The 24,647-nt window shown below is 41.1% G+C and carries 21 protein-coding genes; 3 read left to right on the top strand and 18 right to left on the bottom strand.

Features of this window, described 5'->3' with window-relative positions; genetic code table 11:
* Nucleotides 1-22: 22 nt before the first annotated feature.
* The 7 genes from AOG27_RS17870 to rppH all read right to left on the bottom strand — a co-directional run bounded on the left by AOG27_RS17870 (nucleotide 23) and on the right by rppH (nucleotide 7,528).
* On the bottom strand, nucleotides 23-532 hold the full coding sequence (locus tag AOG27_RS17870) for an SPOR domain-containing protein (protein ID WP_054554356.1): 510 nt from the start codon (nucleotides 530-532) through the stop codon (nucleotides 23-25).
* A 428-nt stretch (nucleotides 533-960) separates the two neighbouring features.
* Nucleotides 961-1,842 carry a UTP--glucose-1-phosphate uridylyltransferase GalU gene (gene galU, locus AOG27_RS17865; protein WP_054554355.1) on the bottom strand — a complete coding sequence of 294 codons (882 nt, stop codon included), beginning with the start codon at nucleotides 1,840-1,842 and terminating at the stop codon, nucleotides 961-963.
* A 26-nt stretch (nucleotides 1,843-1,868) separates the two neighbouring features.
* Entirely contained in the window at nucleotides 1,869-2,720 is an 852-nt protein-coding gene (locus tag AOG27_RS17860) for a thymidylate synthase (RefSeq protein ID WP_054554354.1), read from the bottom strand.
* Nucleotides 2,721-2,733: 13 nt separating this feature from the next.
* On the bottom strand, nucleotides 2,734-3,537 hold the full coding sequence (gene lgt, locus AOG27_RS17855) for a prolipoprotein diacylglyceryl transferase (RefSeq protein ID WP_054554353.1): 804 nt from the start codon (nucleotides 3,535-3,537) through the stop codon (nucleotides 2,734-2,736).
* A 14-nt stretch (nucleotides 3,538-3,551) separates the two neighbouring features.
* A complete protein-coding gene (locus AOG27_RS17850; protein ID WP_054554352.1) occupies nucleotides 3,552-4,361 on the bottom strand; it encodes a sulfite exporter TauE/SafE family protein in 810 nt (269 codons plus the stop codon).
* 338 nt (nucleotides 4,362-4,699) lie between these two features.
* Entirely contained in the window at nucleotides 4,700-6,976 is a 2,277-nt protein-coding gene (gene ptsP / locus AOG27_RS17845) for a phosphoenolpyruvate--protein phosphotransferase (protein WP_054554351.1), read from the bottom strand.
* A gap of 33 nt (nucleotides 6,977-7,009) precedes the next feature.
* The gene (gene rppH / locus AOG27_RS17840; protein ID WP_054554350.1) at nucleotides 7,010-7,528 is read right to left on the bottom strand and encodes an RNA pyrophosphohydrolase; all 519 of its coding nucleotides are present in this window, start codon (nucleotides 7,526-7,528) and stop codon (nucleotides 7,010-7,012) included.
* Nucleotides 7,529-8,068: 540 nt separating this feature from the next.
* On the opposite strand from rppH, the gene mutH reads away from it, so the two are divergent.
* On the top strand, nucleotides 8,069-8,740 hold the full coding sequence (gene mutH / locus AOG27_RS17835; protein ID WP_054554349.1) for a DNA mismatch repair endonuclease MutH: 672 nt from the start codon (nucleotides 8,069-8,071) through the stop codon (nucleotides 8,738-8,740).
* Here the strand turns inward: mutH and AOG27_RS17830 are convergent.
* The 6 genes from AOG27_RS17830 to rlmD all read right to left on the bottom strand — a co-directional run bounded on the left by AOG27_RS17830 (nucleotide 8,735) and on the right by rlmD (nucleotide 17,342).
* Nucleotides 8,735-9,703 carry a prolyl hydroxylase family protein gene (locus AOG27_RS17830; RefSeq protein ID WP_054554348.1) on the bottom strand — a complete coding sequence of 323 codons (969 nt, stop codon included), beginning with the start codon at nucleotides 9,701-9,703 and terminating at the stop codon, nucleotides 8,735-8,737. The two genes, mutH and AOG27_RS17830, sit on opposite strands and share 6 nt — an antisense overlap.
* 155 nt (nucleotides 9,704-9,858) lie before the next feature.
* Nucleotides 9,859-11,157: a phosphopyruvate hydratase gene (eno, locus tag AOG27_RS17825; RefSeq protein WP_054554347.1), complete on the bottom strand. Its 1,299-nt coding sequence runs from the start codon at nucleotides 11,155-11,157 to the stop codon at nucleotides 9,859-9,861.
* A gap of 100 nt (nucleotides 11,158-11,257) precedes the next feature.
* Nucleotides 11,258-12,892: a CTP synthase gene (locus AOG27_RS17820; RefSeq protein ID WP_054554346.1), complete on the bottom strand. Its 1,635-nt coding sequence runs from the start codon at nucleotides 12,890-12,892 to the stop codon at nucleotides 11,258-11,260.
* 157 nt (nucleotides 12,893-13,049) lie between these two features.
* A complete protein-coding gene (mazG, locus tag AOG27_RS17815) occupies nucleotides 13,050-13,850 on the bottom strand; it encodes a nucleoside triphosphate pyrophosphohydrolase (RefSeq protein ID WP_054554345.1) in 801 nt (266 codons plus the stop codon).
* Nucleotides 13,850-16,009 (bottom strand): GTP diphosphokinase, encoded by a 2,160-nt coding sequence (gene relA, locus AOG27_RS17810; RefSeq protein WP_054554344.1) that lies wholly within the window; start codon nucleotides 16,007-16,009, stop codon nucleotides 13,850-13,852. Before relA ends, mazG begins: the two co-directional genes overlap by 1 nt.
* 7 nt (nucleotides 16,010-16,016) lie before the next feature.
* Nucleotides 16,017-17,342 (bottom strand): 23S rRNA (uracil(1939)-C(5))-methyltransferase RlmD, encoded by a 1,326-nt coding sequence (gene rlmD / locus AOG27_RS17805; protein ID WP_054554343.1) that lies wholly within the window; start codon nucleotides 17,340-17,342, stop codon nucleotides 16,017-16,019.
* Nucleotides 17,343-17,422: 80 nt separating this feature from the next.
* Between rlmD and barA the strand changes: the two genes are divergently transcribed.
* Both barA and AOG27_RS17795 read left to right on the top strand, forming a co-directional pair.
* A complete protein-coding gene (gene barA / locus AOG27_RS17800) occupies nucleotides 17,423-20,191 on the top strand; it encodes a two-component sensor histidine kinase BarA (protein WP_054554342.1) in 2,769 nt (922 codons plus the stop codon).
* Between the two features lie 28 nt (nucleotides 20,192-20,219).
* Nucleotides 20,220-20,546, top strand: a complete 327-nt coding sequence (locus tag AOG27_RS17795; RefSeq protein ID WP_054554341.1) for a hypothetical protein — start codon at nucleotides 20,220-20,222, stop codon at nucleotides 20,544-20,546.
* A 70-nt stretch (nucleotides 20,547-20,616) separates the two neighbouring features.
* On the opposite strand, the gene pdxJ is transcribed toward AOG27_RS17795, so the two are convergent.
* Genes pdxJ through lepB form a run of 5 tightly spaced genes read right to left on the bottom strand, consistent with a single transcriptional unit; the run spans nucleotide 20,617 to nucleotide 24,633 of the window.
* Nucleotides 20,617-21,348: a pyridoxine 5'-phosphate synthase gene (gene pdxJ / locus AOG27_RS17790; RefSeq protein ID WP_054554340.1), complete on the bottom strand. Its 732-nt coding sequence runs from the start codon at nucleotides 21,346-21,348 to the stop codon at nucleotides 20,617-20,619.
* A gap of 43 nt (nucleotides 21,349-21,391) precedes the next feature.
* Entirely contained in the window at nucleotides 21,392-22,078 is a 687-nt protein-coding gene (gene recO, locus AOG27_RS17785; RefSeq protein WP_054554339.1) for a DNA repair protein RecO, read from the bottom strand.
* Nucleotides 22,079-22,095: 17 nt separating this feature from the next.
* Nucleotides 22,096-23,028: a GTPase Era gene (era, locus tag AOG27_RS17780; RefSeq protein WP_054554338.1), complete on the bottom strand. Its 933-nt coding sequence runs from the start codon at nucleotides 23,026-23,028 to the stop codon at nucleotides 22,096-22,098.
* On the bottom strand, nucleotides 23,018-23,695 hold the full coding sequence (gene rnc / locus AOG27_RS17775) for a ribonuclease III (protein ID WP_054554337.1): 678 nt from the start codon (nucleotides 23,693-23,695) through the stop codon (nucleotides 23,018-23,020). Before rnc ends, era begins: the two co-directional genes overlap by 11 nt.
* A gap of 2 nt (nucleotides 23,696-23,697) precedes the next feature.
* Nucleotides 23,698-24,633, bottom strand: a complete 936-nt coding sequence (gene lepB / locus AOG27_RS17770; RefSeq protein WP_054554336.1) for a signal peptidase I — start codon at nucleotides 24,631-24,633, stop codon at nucleotides 23,698-23,700.
* Nucleotides 24,634-24,647 lie beyond the last annotated feature (14 nt).

Here is a 24,647-nt window from a genome sequence, read left to right as displayed (position 1 = left end):
CCTTTAGAGTGAATATTTGACGCTAAAAATAAATTCGATTATCTGTGTATTTACTAACCCAACAATCAATACCTTGTCGCTTAATAGCCGCGCAGTCAGCTTTCGCATTTTTTAAATACTTATAGCCTCCAAACTTTAAGCGGTAGAAAGTTCTATCATGCACGTCTGCAACTTCAACATTCAAAATTGGTTTACCTTGAAAAATACTAGGCGCTTGTTTTGCCATTTTATGAAAGGTGACTTCTATTGCGGTCTCAGAGCTAACTGATGCTAACTGTAACGCAAAAGTATAATTAGGTTTTGTAGGTGCTAATATAGCAGCAGTGGCTAGGGTATTTTTTTGTGTAGCCGTTGATTGAAGCTCAGAACTAGTTTTTACATTAATTTGAAAAATAGGATCGATTAAGCGAAGTGCAAAACTTTGCATAGAATTAACGGTAGAGCTTAGCAGCAGCTCATTACTGCAACCAGAAACAGTTAATAACACCATTAGGTATATACTGCAGCGAAAAGGCTTGAAGTAATCTTTCATAATCAGGATTCTTAAACGTACCGTTAAAAAATTGCTTCTTACTTTGAAGAAGACTATCTGTTAGTACTTACCTGTACATCAAAAGCTAAAAGATAATTTAAGATATTGAAAATAAACACTAACATTATGTTTTTATTATAATTTCAGTTTAGTGCTTTAATTCGCTGCAAATCATGTTGTTAGTAAAAAGTAGCTTTATAACATAAACAATTTGCAGCAAAATTATTAATGCTTTTCATTACTCAGTTAACTAACTGAATTAGAGCAATTAATCACCATACTCATCTTAACAACCCTATAAGACAAAGGTATATCAGAAAAGTCCCTAATTTGTTAATAATCAACAATTGTCAGCTGCTTGTAAATAACAAAAAAGTGCCATATAGGCACTTTTTTAACATAATTTATTACTAAGTAAATAGAATTGGTTATTTAACCAACGACTTTATGAAGTCGCTCAATTCATCTTTGAATTCCTCACGTCGTAAAGCAAATTCAACGATGGCTTTTAAATAACCAATTTTGCTACCACAGTCATGGCTTTTACCTTTCATAGAGTATGCATCAACCGTTTCTTTTTCCATTAGCATGGCTATGGCATCTGTTAATTGAATTTCATCACCTGCCCCAGCTGGAGTTTTTGCAAGTAATGGCCAAATATTTTTGCTCAGTACATAGCGACCCACAACAGCAAGATTTGATGGAGCTTGATCAATAGGAGGCTTTTCAACCATATTCAAAATTGCGGCGCTTTCACCTTGATTGATTGTTACATCACCTAAGTCTACTACACCGAACTTGTCTACTTCGTTTTGCGGCACAGGCTCAACCATAATTTGGCTCTCACCGGTGGTTTCAAAACGCTGGATCATTTCAGCTAAGTTATCTTTTTTAAGATCGCTCGCAACATCATCGATGATCACATCCGGTAAGATAACAACAAACGGTTCATTACCTATAATAGGCGCCGCACAATTTATCGCATGACCAAGACCTTTCGCTTCACCTTGACGAACGTGGATAATAGTCACATCTTTCGGGCAGATTGACTGTACCTCAGCAAGTAACTGACGTTTCACACGCTTTTCAAGTGTGGCTTCTAACTCAAAACTGGTATCAAAGTGGTTTTCAATTGAGTTTTTACTTGAATGCGTTACTAAAACAATTTCTTTAATTCCGGCTGATATTGCTTCATTTACAACGTACTGAATCAACGGGCGGTCAACAATAGGAAGCATTTCTTTAGGGATTGCTTTTGTTGCAGGTAACATACGCGTGCCAAGGCCAGCAACTGGGATCACTGCTTTCATTGATTTCTCCTTAAATTTTATTGTTCTTAAACTGAAAACGGATACTTAATTGCATCGTGACACTGATAACCTACTACTTCAAAATCATCTTTTGTAACCCAGCTTTCAATGTCTTCTAATGATTTAATATTTGGGTTTATTTTTAATTCTGGCGACGCGAAAGGCTCTCGCTTAAGTTGTACATCACGCATCAACTCAAGTTGGTTTTCATAAATATGCGCATTCGCTATTTTATGATACGCCTTACCCGGTTTATGTCCGGTTATTTGTGCAACTAAAGCAAGTAACACAAAACATTGAATTTGATTAAAGTTCAGACCCAGCGGCACATCACAGCTACGTTGGTATGATGTCAAGTATAGAGTATCGCCTAACAGAGAAAAGGTATGTGTGTGCATACAAGGGCGCAAACAACCTAGCTCAAATTCACCTGGATTATAAAAAGTGACGATTTCACCGCGATCATCAATTCCATTCGATAAGTTATCGATAACTTTTTTAAGCTGATCAAGGTGACTACCATCAGGGCGTTGCCAACTGCGCCCTTGAACACCATACACACGGCCCATATCATCCTCACCACGACGATGCGGATTTTCAAGCCAAGCTTTGTTCTCGTTCGCGTTGGCATTCCAAGTCATACAGCCGATATCACGAAACTGTGCAGCGCTGTCGTAACCACGTAAATAACCCAGTAACTCCGCTATCGCCGCTTTGTAAAAGCTCTTTCGCGTGGTGATGAGCGGAAACTTGTTATTTGCCACATCATATTCAAGATCGGCATTAATTACTGTTAAACATTTGGTTCCTGTGCGTTTGTTCTCAACCCACACACCTTCGTCAACAATACGCTGACATAAATCTAAATACTGTTTCATTGAATTGCTCTTGTTATGCTTTGCTTGCCACGCTTTGCTGCGGCTTTTTATAAGCCCATATTAACAAACCAAGGCCACCAATTACCATCGGCAATGACAGTATTTGACCCATAGAGATAACGCCTGCAAATAAACCTAAATGAGCATCTGGTTCACGGAAGTATTCAACAATAAACCTAAACGTACCATAGCCAAGTAAGAACACCCCAGCAACACTTCCCGCTGGACGAGGCTTTTTGATAAACCATTGTAAGATTAAGAACAGTACTAGGCCTTCTAAAAAGGCTTCGTATAATTGGGATGGATGACGTGGCTCTGGGCCACCTGTAGGAAAAACAAATGCCCAAGGTACATCTGTCACTCGGCCCCATAGTTCGCCATTAATAAAGTTACCAATACGTCCGGCTAATAAACCAAGCGGCACAAGTGGCACTACAAAGTCACCTACCTCAAACAATGATTTTTTACGGGTCCAAGCAAAAATTGCAATAGCTGTAATGACACCCAGGGTGCCGCCATGGAACGACATACCACCTTGGTCAATTCTGAATAAATACAGTGGGTTTTCGATAAAGTAGCTGAACTGATAAAACAATACATAACCAATACGGCCACCGAGTATAACCCCGAGCATGCCGTAAAATAATAAGTCACTGACTTGTTCTTTTGTCCAACCTGAGTTTGGTTTTGCTGCTTGGCGATTAGCAAGCCACATCGCCAAAGCAAAACCAATTAAATACATTAAACCGTACCAACGTACGCTGAGCGGGCCTACCGAAAAAATAACCGGATCGATATCTGGAAATTGAAGAGCCATAAAAATAAAAACCTTTAACTAAACACCATTTTAAGCGCAATTATGACAAGTAATAGCGCGAATACTTTTTTTATTGTTGCCACAGGCAAGTAATGCGTGGCTTTGGCACCTATAGGCGCAATGAGCGACGAGGTAACCACAATCCCGACTAACGCAGGTAAATACACAAATCCGGCAAATCCATCACTGAAAGATGTTAATTGCCAGCCGGCAGATACGTAACCCACCGAGCCAAACAGCGCAATGACAATACCACAAGCAGCAGCACAACCAATGGCCTTTTTAATATCAACGGAAAAATAATGCAGTAGCGGCACAATTAGCGCCCCACCACCAATACCAATTAGTCCTGAAAGTGCCCCCATTATGGCACATAAAAAGCCAAGAATAGGCCCTGATGGAAGCGGCTTTTCACTGGCGGCTTTTTTACGTGTCGATAACACCATTCTAAGTGCGATAAACACCACGCTACCGGCAAAAACAAAGCGCAGCAGTTGCTCAGGAATAAAGCTTGCTGCAAAGCCACTGATCAATGCGCCTAGGCCAACGCCAGTCATAACCCAAGGAGCAATTTCCCATGGCACGTTAGCATTACGATGATGAGCAAAGGCTGAAGACGTCGAGGTAAAAATAATGGATGCTAACGAGGTTGCTATCGCGATAACTAATACATGGCTTGGGTCGGCAACATTAAACGACACTAATAGCGCACTAAGTACCGGCACGATAATCAGACCGCCACCAATGCCTAATAAGCCTGCTAAAAATCCAACCACGCTGCCCAAAATTGCGCAGTACACCATTAAAAGTATTACGTCATGCATAGCACACTCATATATTCAATTTGTTATATACATATACTAAACTAATATATATACCCAAACCACCTCAAGATGCGAGTTTCAGTTGGAATTAAAAGCGATTTAGGCAAGGCATTGATTGCAAGTAATAGTGGTTCTATTGTTAAAATCAATAACGCAGTATAAATCGCTTTTAAACCAACCCTTTGGGCGTTTCACAGGCACTTACTCTCATCGTTGTTACTTCTTAAAAGGGACTGCCATTGTTGCAAAGTAACGCCTTGATATTAAGCACCTGTGAAACGCTGAATTCTACATCTTGAGGTGGCTTGGGTATAAGTGCTTCACAGCACAATTTTCCCTCATGATTGACCTTGGCTTGGGGTGTAAAATAGCTCACCGAGTTGATGTTCAATCATAAAGTTACGCGTTAACCTAAGTACATGTTTTGCAGTGGGTTGTAATAAACACTCAGCAAGTAACTTTTCCATATCACTGACATTTAATCGCCTAAGCACAAACTTAATTTTACTAATCGAAGCAAAGTTCATACTCAAGCTTCGATAACCCATTGCAATAAGCAGTAATGCGCCTTCAGGGTCGCCCCCTAACTCACCACACAAGCTAAATGGCAGCTCATGTTGCTGACACTCCTGTGCTATTTTTAACAACACTCTAAGAACACTTGGGTGATAAGGATTAAATAGCTCAGCAACGCGGGCATTAGAGCGGTCAACTGCCAGCATATACTGGGTTAAATCGTTGCTACCCACAGAGCAAAAATCGACTTTTTGCGACCACTCTTCAAGCATAAATACACTTGAAGGTACTTCTAACATCACCCCGATTTCAGGGCGCTCAATGGCTTGTTCGGGGTATTGCTCACTTAACTCAAAATAGGCTTGTTCGAGCAGCTTTAAAGATTCATCGACTTCTTCTGAGCCACTGATCATCGGCAGCATAATTTTTAAATTCCCCAAACCAATGTTGGCTTTTAACATCGCCTTAAGTTGATCTAAAAATAGCTCAGGATGATCTAAGGTCACGCGAATACCACGCCAACCTAAAAACGGGTTTTCTTCGGTTATATTGAAGTAATCTAAAACTTTATCACCACCAATATCGAGTGTACGCATCACCACAGGATTAGGGTGGTAACTCGTTAGCACTTCGCGATACCAGTTTTCTTGTTCTGACTGTGAAGGAAACTGGCCTTTTTGCATAAACCAGGCTTCGGTGCGATAAAGACCTACCCCATCGCAAAATGGCTTATTGTCATGCTCGGTATTTAATTCAAGACCCGCGTTTAGTAACAAGCTAATGTGTTCGCCATCTTTAGTGACGGCATCTAGGTTTTGCTCTGCAACAAAACGGTCGTTCAATAAGGCTTCTTGATATTTAAGCTGGCTGTATTCCTCTTGCAGCATTTGTGAAGGAGAAATATATAAACGCCCTGCATAGGCGTCTAATATCATTTGCTTGCCTTCAAACTGCAATAACGGCACATCTTCAATGCCCCAAATTGCTGGGATCCCCATAGCACGAGTTAAAATTGAAGCATGGCTATTTGCTGCACCATTAACACTCACAACCCCAGCAAGGTGCCCTTTAGGTACTTCAGCGAGCATTGCGGGGGTTAGTGTACCGGCAATTAAAATAGTGTCTTTAGGGTAAGGTTTTGCCGCATGCTCAGTATTAACTAAGTGATGTAAAACCCGTAAACCAATATCTTTAACATCAACAGCGCGCTCTTTAATATAAGGGTCTTGCATGGCATTGAATTGAGTCACCAATTTCTCAATAACAATTTTCAGGGCGCTTTTAGCATTCCAGCCTTGTTTTAATTGCGCTTCAACATTTTGACCAAGGCTTTTGGCATCGAGTAACTGCTGATAAACATCAAATACAGCAAGTGCCTCTTGCGGAATAGAGTCACTCAGAGTCATAGATAAGGTATTAAACTCGTTACGCGTCGCAGCCACAGCTTGTGTAAATAGCTTGCGCTGGGTGCTCACATCGTCGTCTTTTTGCAGTTCTATAGAGCTAAAGTCAAGTTTAGGGATTACTACAAAGGCTTCACCTATGGCAATACCCGGCGCACTTGATACCCCTTTCAATACTGAGGTTTGGTGTGAAAACTCATCGACCCGTAATATTTCTTTTATTTCTGCATGCGCTAACTGAGAAGCTAACTGGGCCGAGAGCGTAATTAAGAATGACTCTTCGTCAGGGCTAAAAACACGGGCTAGTTTTTGTTGAACAACAATAACGCCTAAAACCTTTTTCTGATGCACGACTGGCACTGATAAAAACGCGTTATAGCCTTCTTCATTAACTTCAGGTGAGAGTTTAAAACGAGGGTGAGATTTAGCAAAAGCTATATTAATGGGCTCTTCACGCTGAGCAACAAGGCCAACGAGACCTTCGGTAAAGCCTATACGAAACTTACCCACGGCATCTGGGTTGAGGCCTTGGGTGGCCATCAATACAAAGTTATCTTGGCTATAATCGGCAAAATAAATCGAGCAGCACTGTGTTTGCATGGCATCTTTTACCATTTGCACAAAACACCCCAGCGCACTGTTTAAGTCCGCCTGTTGCGACACTGCCTCAGCAATTGATCTGAGCGTGGCTAACATGATGCTGCTCCTTTGATTTAAATAAGGTTGCCCTTATCGTTTATGTCGCCAATGATCTTTGTGTTGCTCTCGTTTATTAAACGGCATTGCAAACGGAGCAAACTCTTTCATTACTCGACGATATACATCGCGCTTAAACGAAACAACTTGCCTAACCGGATACCAATAACTCACCCATCGCCAATCATCAAACTCGGGGTGATGAGTTTTAAGTAAATTTACATCTTCATCTTTACAACGAAGTTTCAGTAAAAACCATTTTTGTTTTTGCCCAATGCACACAGGACTTGAGTCTCTGCGAATTAAACGCTTGGGTAATTTATAGCGTAACCAATGTTTAGAACTTGCGACGATCTCAACGTCTTCAGGAAGCAAGCCCACTTCTTCGTGTAATTCTCTGTACATGGTTTGCTCAGCAGTTTCGCCGTCATCCACACCACCTTGGGGAAATTGCCAAGAGTGCTGACCATAGCGACGAGCCCAAAATACTTGTCCCTGATTATTGCAAATTACAATTCCGACATTGGCACGAAAACCTTCGGCATCAATCACCTTAGTGCCTCATTTGTAAGTCGATTTTTATTGATTGTTCCACATAACCTGCGATACAGCAAACACTTTACACCTAAGCCTAAATTAGATTGAAAAATTATTTTTTAACAAACATGTTTAATCAAGGTGTTACGAAGTAATTATCATAAAAATGTGCTGTTTGATTAAAATAACTATTTACAACCGTATTTTCATCACCTTACCCACAGCTTGTGCATAACTTTTGTAAATCATGCCTAAATTGCAAACAAATCCACAATCAACAGTTTAAATATCCACTTTCTCCACAGAAACTGTGGATAAACATGTTTATATATCTGTATTTATACAAACAACTGATTAATTAATGAAATGGAAACACCTTACAAAAACAGCAAAATAGATAAATATCAATTAGTTAAGGTATGACACCTCAAAATAAAACTGATTATTTTTAGCCCACACTTAACGTGCGCAAAAAACACCCAAACACAAAGATATCCACTAAGGCGTGCATTTGCTATCATGAACCGGATAAATAGACAATAAAATAAACGCCTTATGCGACCAATAAAACCCGCTTCTATAAACGAATTAATGCAACGTGTTGATGCTATTGCTGGCCTCACCCTAGGGCAATTAGCTGAGCAATATCAATTTAAAACCCCTGACGATTTACTTCGTGAAAAAGGCTGGACCGGGCAACTTATCGAATATGTGCTTGGCGCAACAGCGGGTTCAAAACCAACACCTGATTTTGAAGAGTTAGGCATTGAGCTAAAAACCTTGCCGATTTCATTTAAAGGCAAACCTCTCGAAACAACCTTTGTTTCGGTAACGCCGCTATTAAATGTGACAGGAATGACTTGGCAGCAAAGCACGGTTCGTAAAAAGTTGAATCATGTTTTATGGCTACCGATTTTAGGCGAACGTGAGATACTGCCTTTTCACCGTACCATAGGCAGTGGCTTTTTATGGCAGCCAAGTGCAGAGCAAGATGCCCTTTTACAGCGTGATTGGGAAGAACAAATGGAGCTAATCGCCCTTGGTCGCGTAGATGAAATTTCGGGTCATTTAGGCGATGTAATGCAAATAAGGCCAAAAGCTGCCAATAGCAAAGCGCTGACTGATGCAATTGGCCCGAATGGCCAGATAGTACAAACCTTACCTCGCGGCTTTTATCTAAAAACCAGCTTTACCGGCGAGATCCTAAAACAACAATTTCAGCTATGAATTCCAAATAGAAGCTCTTAACCAGAATGGTTTTTCTCTGAACCATAGAGTACAAATCCATTTTTCACCATCAATTACTGGTTTTCCAGAATGTACTGAACTTTTATCAACTTTAGTATCAAGCATATTGTTAAATTGAATTAACTGACCTGCTTTCGCTGATACTTCTAATTCCCAAAACTTAAAGGCAGTCTCCCCACCTTTAAACCCCTCATTAAGGTTTAAAATGATTGTTTTTTTTCGTTGCCCAAAAAAGTCTATTTCTTTTTGGGCTGCACTATTGCTCGGGGTGATAAAGTCATAGTGCCATTTATACTGCTGTCCTTTTTTATATCGATAAATGATAGCTGGTTCAGCATACTTCAAATCAAAAATATTATTAATACACATATATCTTTGAATAAGTGCCGTGAAAAAATCATTGACTGGTAAAGTAACAATATGTTGATCATTATTTCGAATTGAATCTACTTTCTGATGCTTTTGTTGTTCCGAATAAAGTTTGGCATCAGTTAATTTTTCTTTGGCAAATCCAATCACTTTTTGTAGGGCTTCATCATTCATTTTACTGTCGAGTAAGTTAACTCGAGAATCACCAAGATTTTGCGATACAGGAAGGGGTAACAACATTTGAATTAGTTGAGTCAGCTCTTCAGTTAGCAACTCATTAATCTCAGGGACTTTACTAACTAGATGAGGCGAGGCTTTCAATAGCTGACACTTTTGAAACTGCAATTTAGGCCAATACTCAAACAACAATTCAAGTTCATTTAAATTATGATACTTTGCAATTAGAAGGCAGTTAATCAATTCATCATGTAGCAAAGAAGATGATATAGCATGGTAAAACCAAGCTCTCGCAAAGTCTTTATTTTTAACCGCGTAATCAATTATGGCCGAATTTTCAACTATTTTGCCATTGAACCGCGCTTCTAATAATTCAAAAATTAACTTGCCAGCCACATTACCCTCAGATTAAATAGAACAAAACACAATAATCTTTAAAACATTATCATTTTTATATTGATTACAAAAGCTTGCTGTTACTACTTAAAGTTTACGCTATAAAAAAACCTCCCGAAGGAGGTTTTTAAGGTCTTGATGAGCTAAAAACCAGATTACTGACCTTTAACCTCTTTAAGACCATTGTAAGGTGCTTTCTCACCTAATACTTCTTCAATTCGAAGTAATTGGTTGTACTTAGCAATACGGTCAGAACGGCTTAATGAACCCGTTTTGATTTGACCCGCTGCAGTACCTACTGCTAAATCAGCAATTGTCGCATCTTCAGTTTCACCTGAACGGTGTGAGATAACAGCTGTGAAGCCAGCGTCTTTAGCCATTTTGATAGCAGCAAGCGTTTCAGTTAATGAACCGATTTGGTTGAACTTGATTAGGATTGAGTTAGCAATACCGTTATCAATACCACGCTTTAAGATCTTTGTGTTAGTTACGAAAAGATCATCACCTACTAATTGTACTTTGTCGCCAATTAGTTGTGTTTGGTGTGCGAAACCATCCCAATCCGACTCATCTAAGCCGTCTTCTATTGAAACAATTGGGTATTGCTCTGTAAGGCCTTTAAGGAAGTGGTTGAATTCTTCAGAAGTGAATTTTTTACCTTCGCCTTCAAGGTCGTAGATATTTGCTTCTTTGTCGTAGAACTCAGATGCCGCACAGTCTAGAGCTAGAGTGATATCTTTACCAAGCTCATAACCTGCATTTGCAACAGCGACCTTGATTGCAGCAAGTGCCGCTTCGTTTGATTCAAGGTTAGGAGCAAAACCACCTTCATCACCTACTGATGTAGAGTGACCTTCAGCTTTAAGTACTTTTGCTAGGCTGTGGAAAACTTCAGCGCCCATGCGCAACGCTTCACGGAAGTTTGTAGCGCCAACTGGCTGGATCATGAACTCTTGAATATCAACAGAGTTATCAGCGTGCTCACCACCATTGATGATGTTCATCATAGGTAATGGCATTGAGTAAACACCTGGTGTGCCGTTTAAGTCTGCAATGTGCTCATAAAGCTCTACGCCTTTAGAGTTAGCAGCCGCTTTAGCTGTTGCTAAAGACACAGCTAAGATAGCATTTGCACCTAGTTTTTCTTTGTTTTCAGTACCATCTAAGTCAAGCATTACTTGGTCAACCGCTTTTTGATCAACTGCGTTTTGACCTTTAAGCGCTTCAGCGATTTCGTTATTGATATAGCCTACTGCTTTTAAAACACCTTTACCTAGGTAACGTGCTTTATCACCATCACGTAATTCAAGCGCTTCGCGAGTACCTGTTGATGCACCAGAAGGTGCTGCAGCACGGCCCCATGAACCATCAGCTAAATGTACATCAGCTTCAACAGTTGGGTTACCACGCGAGTCCATGATTTCGCGACCAATCACTTTTACGATTTCTGACATCTTGATTCCTCTTTTCCCGAAAATGGTGAGTTAGTGCCAGCTTTATTGTTGCTGGCTTTTTAAAACAAATAAGCCGTGCATATAGCACGGCCTATTTAAATTACGATGACGCTTTTTGGTGAGTATGTGCAGCTGCAACAAACCCTTCAAACAGCGGGTGACCATCACGTGGCGTTGACGTAAATTCCGGATGGAATTGCGCGGCAATAAACCAAGGGTGATCTTTATTCTCGATGATTTCGACTAGTTTCTTATCTTCAGATAAACCAGTGAAACTTAAGCCAGCTTTTTCAAGCTGCTCTACAAAGTGGTTATTCACTTCATAACGGTGACGGTGACGTTCAACTATTTCGTCACTTCCGTATACTTCGCTTACTTTTGAACCTGGTGTTAAGTGACACTTCTGTGCACCTAAACGCATAGTGCCACCAAGGTCAGATTGCTCATCACGGATTTCAACGTTACCGTCAGCATCTTGCCACTCTGTGATTAAACCAACAACTGGGTGCGCAGAGTTTGCGTTAAACTCAGTTGAGTTTGCATCTTCAAGGCCTGCAACGTTACGCGCATATTCAATAAGCGCTACTTGCATACCTAAACAAATGCCTAAGTAAGGAACTTTGTTTTCACGTGCATATTTAGCCGCTAAGATCTTACCTTCAACACCACGGCCGCCGAAGCCACCTGGTACTAAGATAGCATCAAGGTGAGATAATAACTCAGTACCTTTGCTTTCTAAGTCTTGTGAATCAACATATTCGATGTTCACAGTTAAACGGTTTTTCAGACCCGCATGCTTTAATGCTTCGTTTACTGATTTATATGCATCTGGTAGTTCTATGTACTTACCAACCATACCAATTGTCACTTCACCTGTCGGGTTAGACTCTTGATATAACACTTGTTCCCACTCAGATAAATCTGCTTCTGGGCACTCAAGGTAGAAACGACGACATACGAAGTTATCTAATTCTTGTGACTTAAGTAACGCAGGAATCTTATAGATGCTTTCTACGTCTGGTAATGAAATAACGGCTTTCTCTTCAACGTTAGTGAAAAGTGCAATCTTCGCACGCTCGTTATTTGGTAATTTACGATCAGAACGACAGATCAAGATATCAGGTTGAATACCAATCGAACGTAATTCTTTTACTGAATGTTGTGTTGGCTTAGTTTTAACTTCACCTGCTGGGCCTAAGAATGGCACTAGCGTTAGGTGGATAAACAATGCGCGCTCACGGCCAATTTCAGTACCAAGCTGACGAATTGCTTCTAAGAATGGTTGTGACTCGATGTCACCAACTGTACCGCCAATTTCAACGATTGCTACATCGCGACCTTCAGCACCGTCGTATACACGTTGCTTAATGTCGTTTGTGATGTGTGGAATAACCTGAATTGTTGCACCAAGGTACTCACCACGACGCTCACGTCGTAATACATCTTCATAAACACGACCTTGTGTGAAGTTGTTGCGGCTAGTCATCTTGGTACGGATGAAACGCTCATAGTGACCTAAGTCAAGGTCAGTCTCTGCACCGTCTTCAGTTACAAATACTTCACCGTGCTGAATTGGGCTCATAGTGCCTGGGTCAACGTTAATGTAAGGATCCAGCTTTAAAATAGTCACGTTAAGACCACGTGCTTCTAAAATAGCGGCTAATGACGCTGCTGCAATACCCTTACCCAACGAAGAAACAACCCCGCCAGTTACGAAGATAAATTTTGTACTCATGCGAACCCTAGAATATCAGGAATTAAAAGGAATAATATAGAATCAAGACGGGGCGATATTGTAGCAAAGGGACTGCTATCAATCCAGATAAAATTAGCAAATAAGTGCACAAAAAACGAGCTTGGTTACGCTGTACCCAAGCCGTATCATAACTTACTTAGTTTGCCTGCTTTTTAATGGCTTCCCATGCGTTGTCCATTTCTTCGAGGCTAGCCGTCTCTAAACTTTGACCACGTTCACCTAAGTAAGCAGCCACTTTTTCAAAGCGTGACGCGAACTTAGCATTGGCACTTCGTAATAATTGCTCAGGGTCACGTTTAATATGACGGGCTACATTTACCGTTGCAAACAGTAAATCACCCAGCTCCTCTGCACTATGATCAGAGTTAGGATCATGAGCCAGTGCTTCTTTAACTTCGTCTACTTCTTCAGCAACTTTATCGAGTGCCCCATGATAACTTGGCCAATCAAACCCTAGGCTTGCTACACGCTGTTGAATCTTCTTCGCTTTTGATAAGCCCGGCATCGCATCAGGAATATCTTGCCATAAACTCATTTGTGGAGAGGCGGTTTTTTCTGCTCGCTCTCGTGCTTTAATAGCTTGCCACTGCGCTGAAAGCTCAGCGTCCGACAGCTCACTTTGCTTTGCAAAGACATGGGGATGACGACGAACTAATTTATCATTAAGCGTATTAGCCACATCGGCAAAATCAAATAAGCCCTGCTCTTTAGCAAGTTGAGCATAAAAAATAACTTGAAAAAGTAAATCGCCAAGCTCACTTTTAAGCTCAGTGAATTCACCTTTTTCAATGCAGTCTGCTACTTCATAAGCTTCTTCAAGGGTATGCGGCACAATCGATTTAAAGTCTTGTTTTAAATCCCACGGGCACCCAGATTCTGGGTCCCGTAGTTTAGCCATAATTGCAAGCGATTGCTCAATTGCCTGTTTATTACTCATTACGAATGACCACGCTTTGCATCATGCACACCTTCGATTTGGTGTAGCTTAGACAATAAGCGGTTAGTACTCGATAGGTCATGCACTTCAACCTGCATTGAAAACAGCGCAAGCTGCTTATCTTCAATTGTGTTGACGTTCATGTTCAGCACATTCACTTTTTCGTTTGCAAGCACTGAGCTGATATCTCGAATAAGACCTGAGCGGTCAGTGGCTTCAACTTTAATCGTTAATGAGTAAGAGCCATTAATGTCGTCTGACCAACTTACTGATATCACCCGCTCAGGATGCTTCTGGCGAAGTTTCTCAAACGAATCGCAATCTTCACGGTGAACTGCAATCCCTCGGCCTTGCGTAATGTAGCCGATGATTTCATCACCCGGCACGGGTCGGCAGCATTTAGCAACATGGCTCATTAAGCTACCTACCCCATCAACAACAATACCGTTCTTATCGCCAGTGACACTTTTTGGTTTTTTAAACTTAATTTGTGGTTCGTCATGCTCACGGTCACTAATAAAGTTTAATAACTGGTTTAAGCGAACATCCCCAGCACCTACCGCAACCATAAGGTCGTCAAGGCCTTTAAGGTTAAAACGCTCAATTGCTGGCGCTAGATCTTTGGTCGATAAATCCAGCTTTTGCAGCTCAGTTTCAAGAATCTCTTTACCGGCACTTAAGTTTTTATCGCGATCAAGCTGCTTAAACCAATGATGGATTTTAGAACGAGCTCGTGATGACTTAATATAACCAAGCGATGGGTTTAACCAATCACGGCTTGGATTAGGCTGCTTTTGAGTTAAAATTTCAACCTGATCACCGGTACTTAATTGATGAGTAAAGGGTACGATTTTGCCGAACACTTTTGCACCAATACAGCGATGCCCTACGTTTGAGTGAATGTAATAAGCAAAATCAAGTGGTGTTGCACCCAGCGGTAAATCGAAAATATCACCCTTAGGCGTAAACACATAAACGCGGTCTTCTACTACTTGGTTTTTAAGCTCTTCCGCAAGATCACTACCATCAACAACTTCTTCTTGCCATTGCAGTAACTTACGTAACCAACTAATTTTTTGCTCGTAGCCCGACCCACGCCCTGGCAATGCACCTTCTTTGTACATCCAGTGCGCAGCAACACCTAGCTCAGCATCTTGGTGCATTTCGCTCGTACGGATTTGAATTTCAACGGTTTTACCCTCTGGGCCAAATACCACGGTATGAATTGACTGATAACCGTTTTGTTTAGGTGTTGCGATGTAATCATCAAATTCTTTATTTAAATGGCGCCAGTTAGTATGAACGATACCTAACGCCGCGTAACAATCTTGCAGGCGCTCTACCACTATGCGCATAGCGCGAATGTCAAAAAGCTGGTCGAACTCATAATTCTTCTGTGCCATTTTTTTGTAGATGCTGTAGATATGCTTAGGGCGACCATACACCTCACCTTCAATACCCGCCTCAGCCAAGCGTGCTTTAACTAAAGCAACCATGTTCTCCATGTAAGCTTCACGGGCAAGGCGCTTATCATCTAGCTGTTTAGCGATATTTTTATAAGTATCTGGATGCAGATAACGGAACGACAGGTCTTCAAGTTCCCACTTAAGCTGGCCAATCCCTAAACGGTTAGCAAGGGGGGCAAAAATGTCGCGAGTTTCTTTAGCGGCAATAACGCGCTCTTCTTCACTGGCGTCTTTAACATCACGCAAGTGGCACACTTGCTCCGCCAGTTTAATCACTACAGCCCGCACATCTTCAACCATGGCTAATAACATGCGGCGGATATTATCAATTTGTACAGTGCCTTTCCCTTGGTGGGCTAAGGTACTGATGGTCGCCATTTGGCTTACGCCAGTTAGTAATAATGCAACGTGGTTACCCAGCTTTTCAGTGACTGTCTCTATCGAGATTTTTTCAGCTAAAAAATAAGGCGTTAAAAAAGCAGTAGCAAGGGAATCTGCGTCTAAATTTAGCTCAGCTAAAATCTCCACCATTTCAATGGCTGTGTTTTCACGTTTTGCATCATCGCAATGCAGGCACAGTTGGTGAGCCTGCTCTAATAAGGTATGTTTGTCTTCTGTTAGCGCTAACAGCTCGATACGGCTGGCAAAATCACTCGGCTTAGTTAGCTGATGTGACTGTCTAGTGGCTACCATGTGCGCTTTACCTCCTGTGAAATAACGCCATCGTTTCAATATGCCCGGTATGCGGGAACATATTCATAAGCCCAATTTTTTCAATGCTAAAGCCTGCTTGTAAAATAATTGCACTGTCACGGGCTAAAGTAACAGGATCACAAGAGACGTATAAAATCGTTTTAAACTGAGTAAGTGGTAACTGCTCTAAAATAGCCATTGCACCAGTACGTGATGGATCAAGTACTAACACGTCAAGTTCGGCACTAAACCAAGCAGCTGATTGCAGTGATTTTGTTAAATCAAAACAATAAAAATCGGTATTCGACAATGAGTTAGTTTGCGCATTTTGTTTTGCTAATGCAACCGCAGAATCGACCCCTTCAACACCAATAACATATTTAGCATACTTTGCAATCAATAATGAAAAGTTACCAATGCCACAAAACAAATCCAATACCTGCTCATGACCTTGTAAATCAAGCCACTGTTTTGCTTGATGCAGCATAGCTTGGTTTACTTGCGGGTTAACTTGAATAAAGTTTTCAAGGCCAAACTCAAAGCGTAAATCATAAGCCGGTATCTGGTAGTACGGCATTGGATGGTCACTGTGATCAATTTCGCCACTGTGTGACTGCCACACAACACGCCAGCTATATTCATCACACGCTGCGACTACAATAGCTTTTAACTCTGCGTTAATGGCTTTGGTATGCCTAATAACCACAAAGGCCGCGTTATCAGCTTCACATAATTGTAAGTGACTAATGCTACTCAGACCTGAATGGCTGTTGATAAGAACATCAAAAACTGAAAAAACGTCTTTAAAAGTGCCGCTCAGCACATCACAGTTTTCTATGCTCACTAATTGTTTAGAACCTTGAGCCCGATACCCTACTCGCATTTTCTTTGCGGCTTTGTCGTGCATTACGGCAATGCGCGCAGAGCGACGATAATGGTGCTCTTCACTAAGCAGAGGTGCTTGCCAATTTAAGTCATCAGCTTTGGCAAACTTGCTAAACAGCTGGCTAACCGCAGCTTGCTTCTCAACCAATTGCTGCTCTGCATCAAGGTGCTGTAGCTGACAACCACCACAAACCTGATAATGCTGGCAAAAAGGAGTAACCCTATGCGCTGAGGCTGATAGCACTTTTTTACAATCAGCACTGGCAAAACGTGCCTTATCTTCAATCAATAACGCTTTTACTTCTTCACCCGGCAAAGCACCATTAACAAAACAGACTTTATTCCCCTGCTTAGCAACGCCCCGCCCTTGGTGATCCATAGCAGTGACATTCAGGGTTAGCATTTTTTGCGAAACGGATTTCTTTTTGGCTTTGAAAATCTGTGCCATTGGGCAACACCTTAATTATTGATAAAGCGGGAGTAAGTATATACTCTTAAACAACGATAATAATGATAACAACATTCTTTATGACTAAATTTGGCTTACGTGACTCAGTCTTAACCCTTACACTTATACCGACTGTGATCATAGGCTTGTTGCTGGGCGGTTATTTTACAATAAATCGTTACATTGAGCTCGATGAAATTTTGTATCAACAGGGCGTGACTATTATTGAGCCCCTCGCCATTGCTGTTGAGCAACCGCTATTAAAGCGTGATAAAGCCTTATTAACTCGCTTAGTTAGTCATACGCACAACAAACACTCCCCTGCTATCCAATCAATTGCTATTTTTGATGAAAACAATGAGTTAGTGATTTTTAGTAAATACCAAAGTGAGTTCAAAGAAATTGTTAGCAGCAATGCAAACAACATGGATGGCATCCAAGTACAAAATTCTGAGCACTATTTAACATTCTCCACTGCCATAATTAATCATAGCCGCCAAGACACGATTTGGAATCATCACAGCTATCAAGCATCACTTGGTACTGTGGTGATCATGCTTAACAAACAACAAGCCATTATTGGCCAGCAACGAGCATTATTGGTCAGTGGCGTAGTGATATTACTCGCACTCATACTTGCTATCGTATTAGCGTTTAGACTAACTCGCATGTTTATTCAGCCTCTTAGTAAGTTAGTACTAGCTACCGACAAGCTTATTGAAGGTAAAGTAGACACTGGACTTGATCAAAAAATGTTTGGTGAGTTTGAGTTATTACGCACAGGTTTAAATACCATTGCAGAAACCATGGTCGTGCAACGTGATGAGATGCAAAAGCACATTGACCAAGCAACCTCTGATTACCGCGAAACACTCGAACAATACGAAACCCAAAATATTCAGTTAAGTATTGCTAAAAAAGATGCACAAGATGCGAACCGAGTAAAATCAGACTTTTTAGCTAAAATGAGTCATGAGTTACGCACACCTTTAAACGGTGTAATTGGTTTTACTCGCCAGCTTTATAAGACTCCGCTGAATAAGCATCAAAAAGATTATCTTGATACCATTGAACTGTCGGCAAATAGTTTACTTACCATTATCAGCGATATTTTAGACTTTTCGAAATTAGAAGCCGGAGCCATGGAGCTTGAGTCAATGCAATTCCAGCTCCGTGACAATATTAATGAAGTTATGACCTTGTTGGCACCAAGTGCTCACGAAAAACAACTTGAACTATCGATATTTATCCACCCACAAGTACCCGACAACTTAACTGGCGACCCGACCCGCTTTAAACAAATTTTAATCAACCTGTTAAGTAATGCCATTAAGTTTACTGAAAAAGGCTCAATCAAAGTTGATGTTGGCTATCGCTTATTAGATGAAGAACGCGCCTCTATTTTAGTGTCTGTCACCGACACCGGTGTAGGTATCCCAATGGATAAACAAGATGCGTTATTTACCCCATTTGGCCAGGCAGACTCTAGTATCACCCGTAAATTTGGTGGCACAGGTCTTGGATTAATCATCACTAAGCATATTGTTGAAGCGATGAATGGCCGCATCACCCTAAACTCAGCACCTGGTAATGGTACCTGCTTTACGTTCAATGCCGTATTCAGAACGCCAAGTAACTCAATTACCAGTGACTTACCGACTCAATCATTAATTAATAAACGTATTCTTTACCTTGAACCTCACGAGCATACACACCAAGCGACTCTGTCATTGCTCAATGAGTGGCAAGCACGAGTAACTGCCTGCTTAGATGAAGAAAGTTTCTTAACTGAGATTAACAAAGACTTCAGTTACGATATTTGTATTATCGGTCATACAGCTGCAATTGATGATATGCAACAGCTCAAGAGTTATGTAAAAGCCGTTCGCCCTGTCACTGACTATCTTTACCTTATGCTCAATACAGTTTCGCATAATATGCGCGAAGCCTTTATTGGCAGCGGAGCAGATGCGTGCTTAAGCAAACCACTTAACCACCGTAAATTATGCGAAGTGCTTGCTGCACCTTATCGCCTTGATCACCCTGTACATAACATTGAACAAGGCGATGAAAAACTATTACCGCTAAAAGTACTGGTTGTAGACGATAACGATGCCAACCTTAAACTTATTTGCACTTTGCTTGATGAACAAATAGAACTGATAGATACTGCACACAACGGTTCTCAAGCTTACAGCTTAAGTAAAAGCCACAAATATGACTTAATCTTCATGGACATCCAAATGCCAATTATGGATGGTATTACCGCATGTAAACTTATCCGCGAGTCATCTCTTAATGAAGATACCCCTATCATTGCTGTAACCGCTCACGCCCTAGCGGGTGAAAAAGAACAGCTACTTAAGGACGGTTTTAAAGGCTATTTAACCAAACCTATTGATGAAGATATGCTAAAGCAGATAATTAGCGATCATAGTCCACAATCACCGATTAACCGCGAACGCAACAAAGTTGCAGCAATTAATTCAGAGCCTCCATTTGATAGTGCCCGCTTAGATTGGCAGTTAGCACTACAACGTGCTGGCGGTAAAGAAGAGCTAGCACTAGAAATGCTCAATATGTTATTACTCAGCGTGCCGGAAACCTTGCGTCTGCTCAATGAAGCTATAGAAAAAGAAGATTGTGAACATGTGCTTAGCATTGTGCACAAGTTCCATGGCGCATGTTGTTACACTGGTGTGCCAAAACTTAAATCCCTCGCCGAAACACTCGAGACAGCACTAAAAGGTGATTGCGATTTAAATTACATTGAGCCTGAATTGTTTGAGCTTGTTGATGAGCTAAATAATTTGTTGAGCGATGCTGGAATGCTTGAGCAGCAACGTTAAAAGTTATGAAGGATATCAAGGAAGATTAATGTTTTTTATTTTATTTTTGGTTTTTACATCATTATCGTTCTTTTGGTTCATACTCAGTTCTAAAAAGCTGTGTGTGATGGCAAACGAATACGTAAAAACTAATTACACTGAACAGTGGCAAGCATACGAGAGTAAAGCCCGCTTAATGAAAGCAAAACCTGACTCAATGGTTATTCATTCAATTAAGAAAGGTGAATTGTCGGCAATAGATGATGATGTTTTGAAAAGCTTTAAGAAAAAGCATCAATATTTAGTGGTCCTACTCTGCCTTTCCCCTTGGCTATCTTCATTGCTTGCACAATTTATTGTTTATCTAAGTAAATAAAAAACGCGGTGGATATCACATCCACCGCGCTCAGTATTCAAATTTGCTGGCTCTTATTAAAGGCGTCAGCTTAAAGTCTTGCTTCAATCATTAAACGTTTCATATCGCTGACTGCTTTTTCTAAACCATCAATCGCTGCACGGGCAATAATCGCATGACCAATGTTTAACTCATAAATTTCTGGCATTGCCGCAATGGGTTTTACATTGTGGTAATGAAGACCATGACCGGCATTAACGATTAAACCTAGGCTATCGGCATATTGTACACCGCTACGAATACGCTCAAGCTCAGTGTGAAGCTCTTCGTCATTTTCAGCATCAGCATAAGCACCGGTGTGAATTTCAACGTATGGAGCATTACACGCTTTTGCAGCGTCAAGTTGTGCGTTGTCGGCATCTATGAATAACGAGACCTTAATTCCTGCTGCTGTTAGCTTTTCTGTTGCTGCTTTTACTTTTTCAAAATTACCCACAACATCAAGACCACCCTCTGTGGTGAGCTCTTCACGCTTTTCAGGCACTAAACAAACATAAGCAGGTTTCACTTCAAGGGCGATGTCGATCATTTCATCGGTCACTGCAATTTCAAGATTCATACGTGTTTGAATCGTTTTTGCCATCACATATACGTCGCGGTCTTGAATATGACGACGGTCTTCACGCAAATGAATGGTGATACCATCTGCACCAGCATGCTCTGCAACAGCTGCAGCATGCGCAGGATCTGGGTAACTCGTGCCACGCGCTTGGCGTAAAGTGGCAATGTGATCAACGTTTACACCAAGAAGAATATCTTTCATTTTTTTACCTGTTTAAAACAACGATTCAAGGCTGAACATCAGCCTACTTAATAAATAACTCACGGCTTTTTAATGGCTTTTTACCAAGTAAAGGCTTGAGTAAGTATCGACTTAATTGCTTTGCCATATATAACACATCAGGGGCGCTAAAGTCATGAGCTGCTATGGCATTTAATTGCTTTCCTGAAAAACCACTATGGGGGTCGTCATGCAGTAAAAAACCGTATTCAGCAAAGTACTGGTAATTTGCTGCATCGATAATTTCATCACCTTCGGCATCAACACTAAAATCAACGCCATAACCAAGCATTTCAAGTAACTGAAACTCATAAGAGCGAAGCACCGCTTGCAGGTTTTTAGTGGTTGATAATTCACCTAGATGCTGTTTATAAAGATGATAAACACTTTCCATCGGCTCATTGATAGGTACGATACGATTGGTTAATTCGTTCATATAGAAGCCGCAATAAAGCTCGGTACCCTGCAACATAGTTTGCCGGCCATGGGGTTCAAAACGATTAATGTATTTTAAATCAGACTTGCCGTTATATTGTACGAGCAGAGATTGGAAAGGTTGTAATTGTGCTTTATGTTTAGTGGCCTGGCGACCACTAACACGGGCCAGCATTCTCAGCTGACCTACACCTTCTACCAGCATATCGAGCATGACTTTCGAGTCGCTAAATGGACGTCGGTGCAGCAAGTATGCTGTGTAGAATTCGCTATCCATGGCGTGTAAGACTTTACTTAGTCTTCACCATAGCCAAGGCTACGTAGCGCACGCTCATCGTCGGCCCAGCCAGACTTCACTTTTACCCAAAGTTCTAAAAACACTTTGTTATCAAGCATATCTTCAAGGTCTTTACGAGCTTCACGGCCAATAACTTTCAGCTTTTCGCCTTTATTGCCGATCACCATACGCTTTTGCGTTTCACGCTCAACGAGGATCAAACCATTAATTTGCCAAACACCGTTTTCTTGCCATTTAAACTGTTCAATCTCTACAGTGACTGAATATGGTAACTCATCACCCATAAAGCGCATCAGCTTTTCACGGATCACTTCAGCTGCCATAAAGCGCATTGAACGGTCTGTTACGTAGTCTTCAGGGAAGTAAAACTCACAAAGCGGTAAACGCTTTTTCACTTCATCTTTGATTAAATCAATATTTTTACCCTGCTTCGCAGAGACCGGCATAATAGCCACAAAATCAAACTTACCACCTAAAAACTGCATGTGCGGAAGCACTAAATCACGGTCTTTAACTTGGTCAATTTTATTCATAACTAATAACACTGGGCGACCACTTTGACGTACTTTATTTAGTACCATCTCATCGTCTTCGTTCCAGTGTGTGCCTTCAACCACAAAGATGATAAGTTCGACATCACCAATTGAGCTTGATGCAGCACGGTTCATTAAACGGTTAATAGCGCGTTTTTCTTCTACGTGTAAGCCTGGTGTATCCACATAAACAGCTTGGTATTTACCTTCGGTATGAATACCCATGATACGGTGTCGTGTGGTTTGTGGCTTACGCGAGGTAATAGACACCTTTTGCTCAACAATATAGTTAAGTAAGGTTGATTTACCTACATTTGGGCGGCCAACAATGGCAACCATACCGCAGTGCGTGTCTAGCTCTGCAGGTTCTTTGCTAATTAAATCATCAAGATTCATTTTTAAGTATCTTTAAGGCTTTTTCAGCGGCTTTTTGCTCAGCTTTACGACGTGAGCTACCTACTGAGATAATGCTATCCATCCCTTCAACAATACATTCAACCGTGAATGTTTGATTGTGCGCTTGGCCTTTTGTATCAATTACAGTGTAGCCAGGTAACGATAATTTGCGCGCTTGTAAGTATTCTTGAAGTAATGTTTTCGGATCTTTTTGATTTAAGCCCGGCGAAATTGCATCAAGACGCGACTCGTACCAGCTTAAAATTAACTCACCACATTGTTCAATGTTTGAGTCTAAGAACACCGCACCAATAATCGCCTCAACGGCATCAGCAAGGGTTGATTCACGGCGAAAACCACCGCTTTTAAGCTCGCCTGGACCTAAGCGTAAGTAATCGCCTAAGCCAAACTCTAGGCCAAATTCAGCCAACGTTTGACCACGAACTAGGGTCGAACGCATGCGGCTTAAATCACCTTCGCGTGCTTTTGGAAATTTAGTGTAAAGCGCATTCGCAATCACAAAGCTCAAAATCGAATCGCCCAAAAACTCTAAGCGCTCGTTATGTTGGCCTTTATGACTGCGGTGCGTCATTGCCTGCTCAAGCAAAGCTTGATCAGTAAATGTATAACCTATTTTGTTGTATAACTCTGTTACGTTTTTTTTCATCGTTACTGAATATTACCTAGGCGTTCAAAACGAACACCAGTTGGAACCCAGCCTGGTAAAAAGTCATCTGGGCCATTCTCAAATTCAAAACTCATCCATATAAAGACGGCTTTACCTACCAAGTTTTCTTTAGGTACAAAGCCCCAAAAGCGACTGTCTTGGCTATTATCACGGTTATCACCCATCATGAAATAATGATCGGCAGGAACAACCCACTCATCAGAGCGTGTACCTGGTTGTTGATAATAACGGCCTTTCATTTCAGGAGCTTGCGGGTTAATTAAAATATTATGATTCAATGTGCTTAGGTTTTCTTCTAAGCGCACTAAATTCATCGAACCCTGCTTGAACTCGTCACTATTGAGGATTTCCATATCAATTTTGTTGTATTCATTACACAGCAAATCACCTTGCTGCGTTTCACCTTCGGCACATTTTGGCTGAATATAAAGGTGCTTATTGCGATAAACAATTTTATCGCCCGGTAAACCAATCGTACGTTTAATGTAATCTACACGCTCGTCTAATGGGTATTTAAATACCACAATATCACCACGTTCAGGTTCATCAACATCAACTAACTGGCTACGCCAAATTGGGTCTTTGATGCCATATGAGTACTTCTGTACCAAAATGAAGTCACCCACTAATAGGGTTGGCATCATTGAGCCAGATGGAATTTGAAACGGTTCAAAAATGAAAGAGCGAAAAATCGTGATCGCTGCAATCATCGGAAAAATTGACTTAGCCGTTTCAGTGATACTTGGCTCAGGCGCAATTAATGCGGCGGTTTCTTCGTCTAGTTCACCACCTGCTGCATTTTGAGCAAGGGCAATGCGTTGCTGACGCTTTGGCGCATACATAAAGTGGTCAATTAACCAAATTAATCCTGAGCCTAGCGTTAACAACACTAAGAAAATAGAAAAGTAACCCGCCATGCATTAATTCCTTT

Origin of the sequence: Pseudoalteromonas lipolytica (assembly GCF_001306915.1) — a bacterium.
Taxonomy (GTDB): Bacteria; Pseudomonadota; Gammaproteobacteria; order Enterobacterales; family Alteromonadaceae; genus Pseudoalteromonas; species Pseudoalteromonas simplex.
The sequence above is the reverse complement of the archived record's forward strand: the minus strand, read 5'-3'. Positions and strand labels throughout refer to the sequence as shown.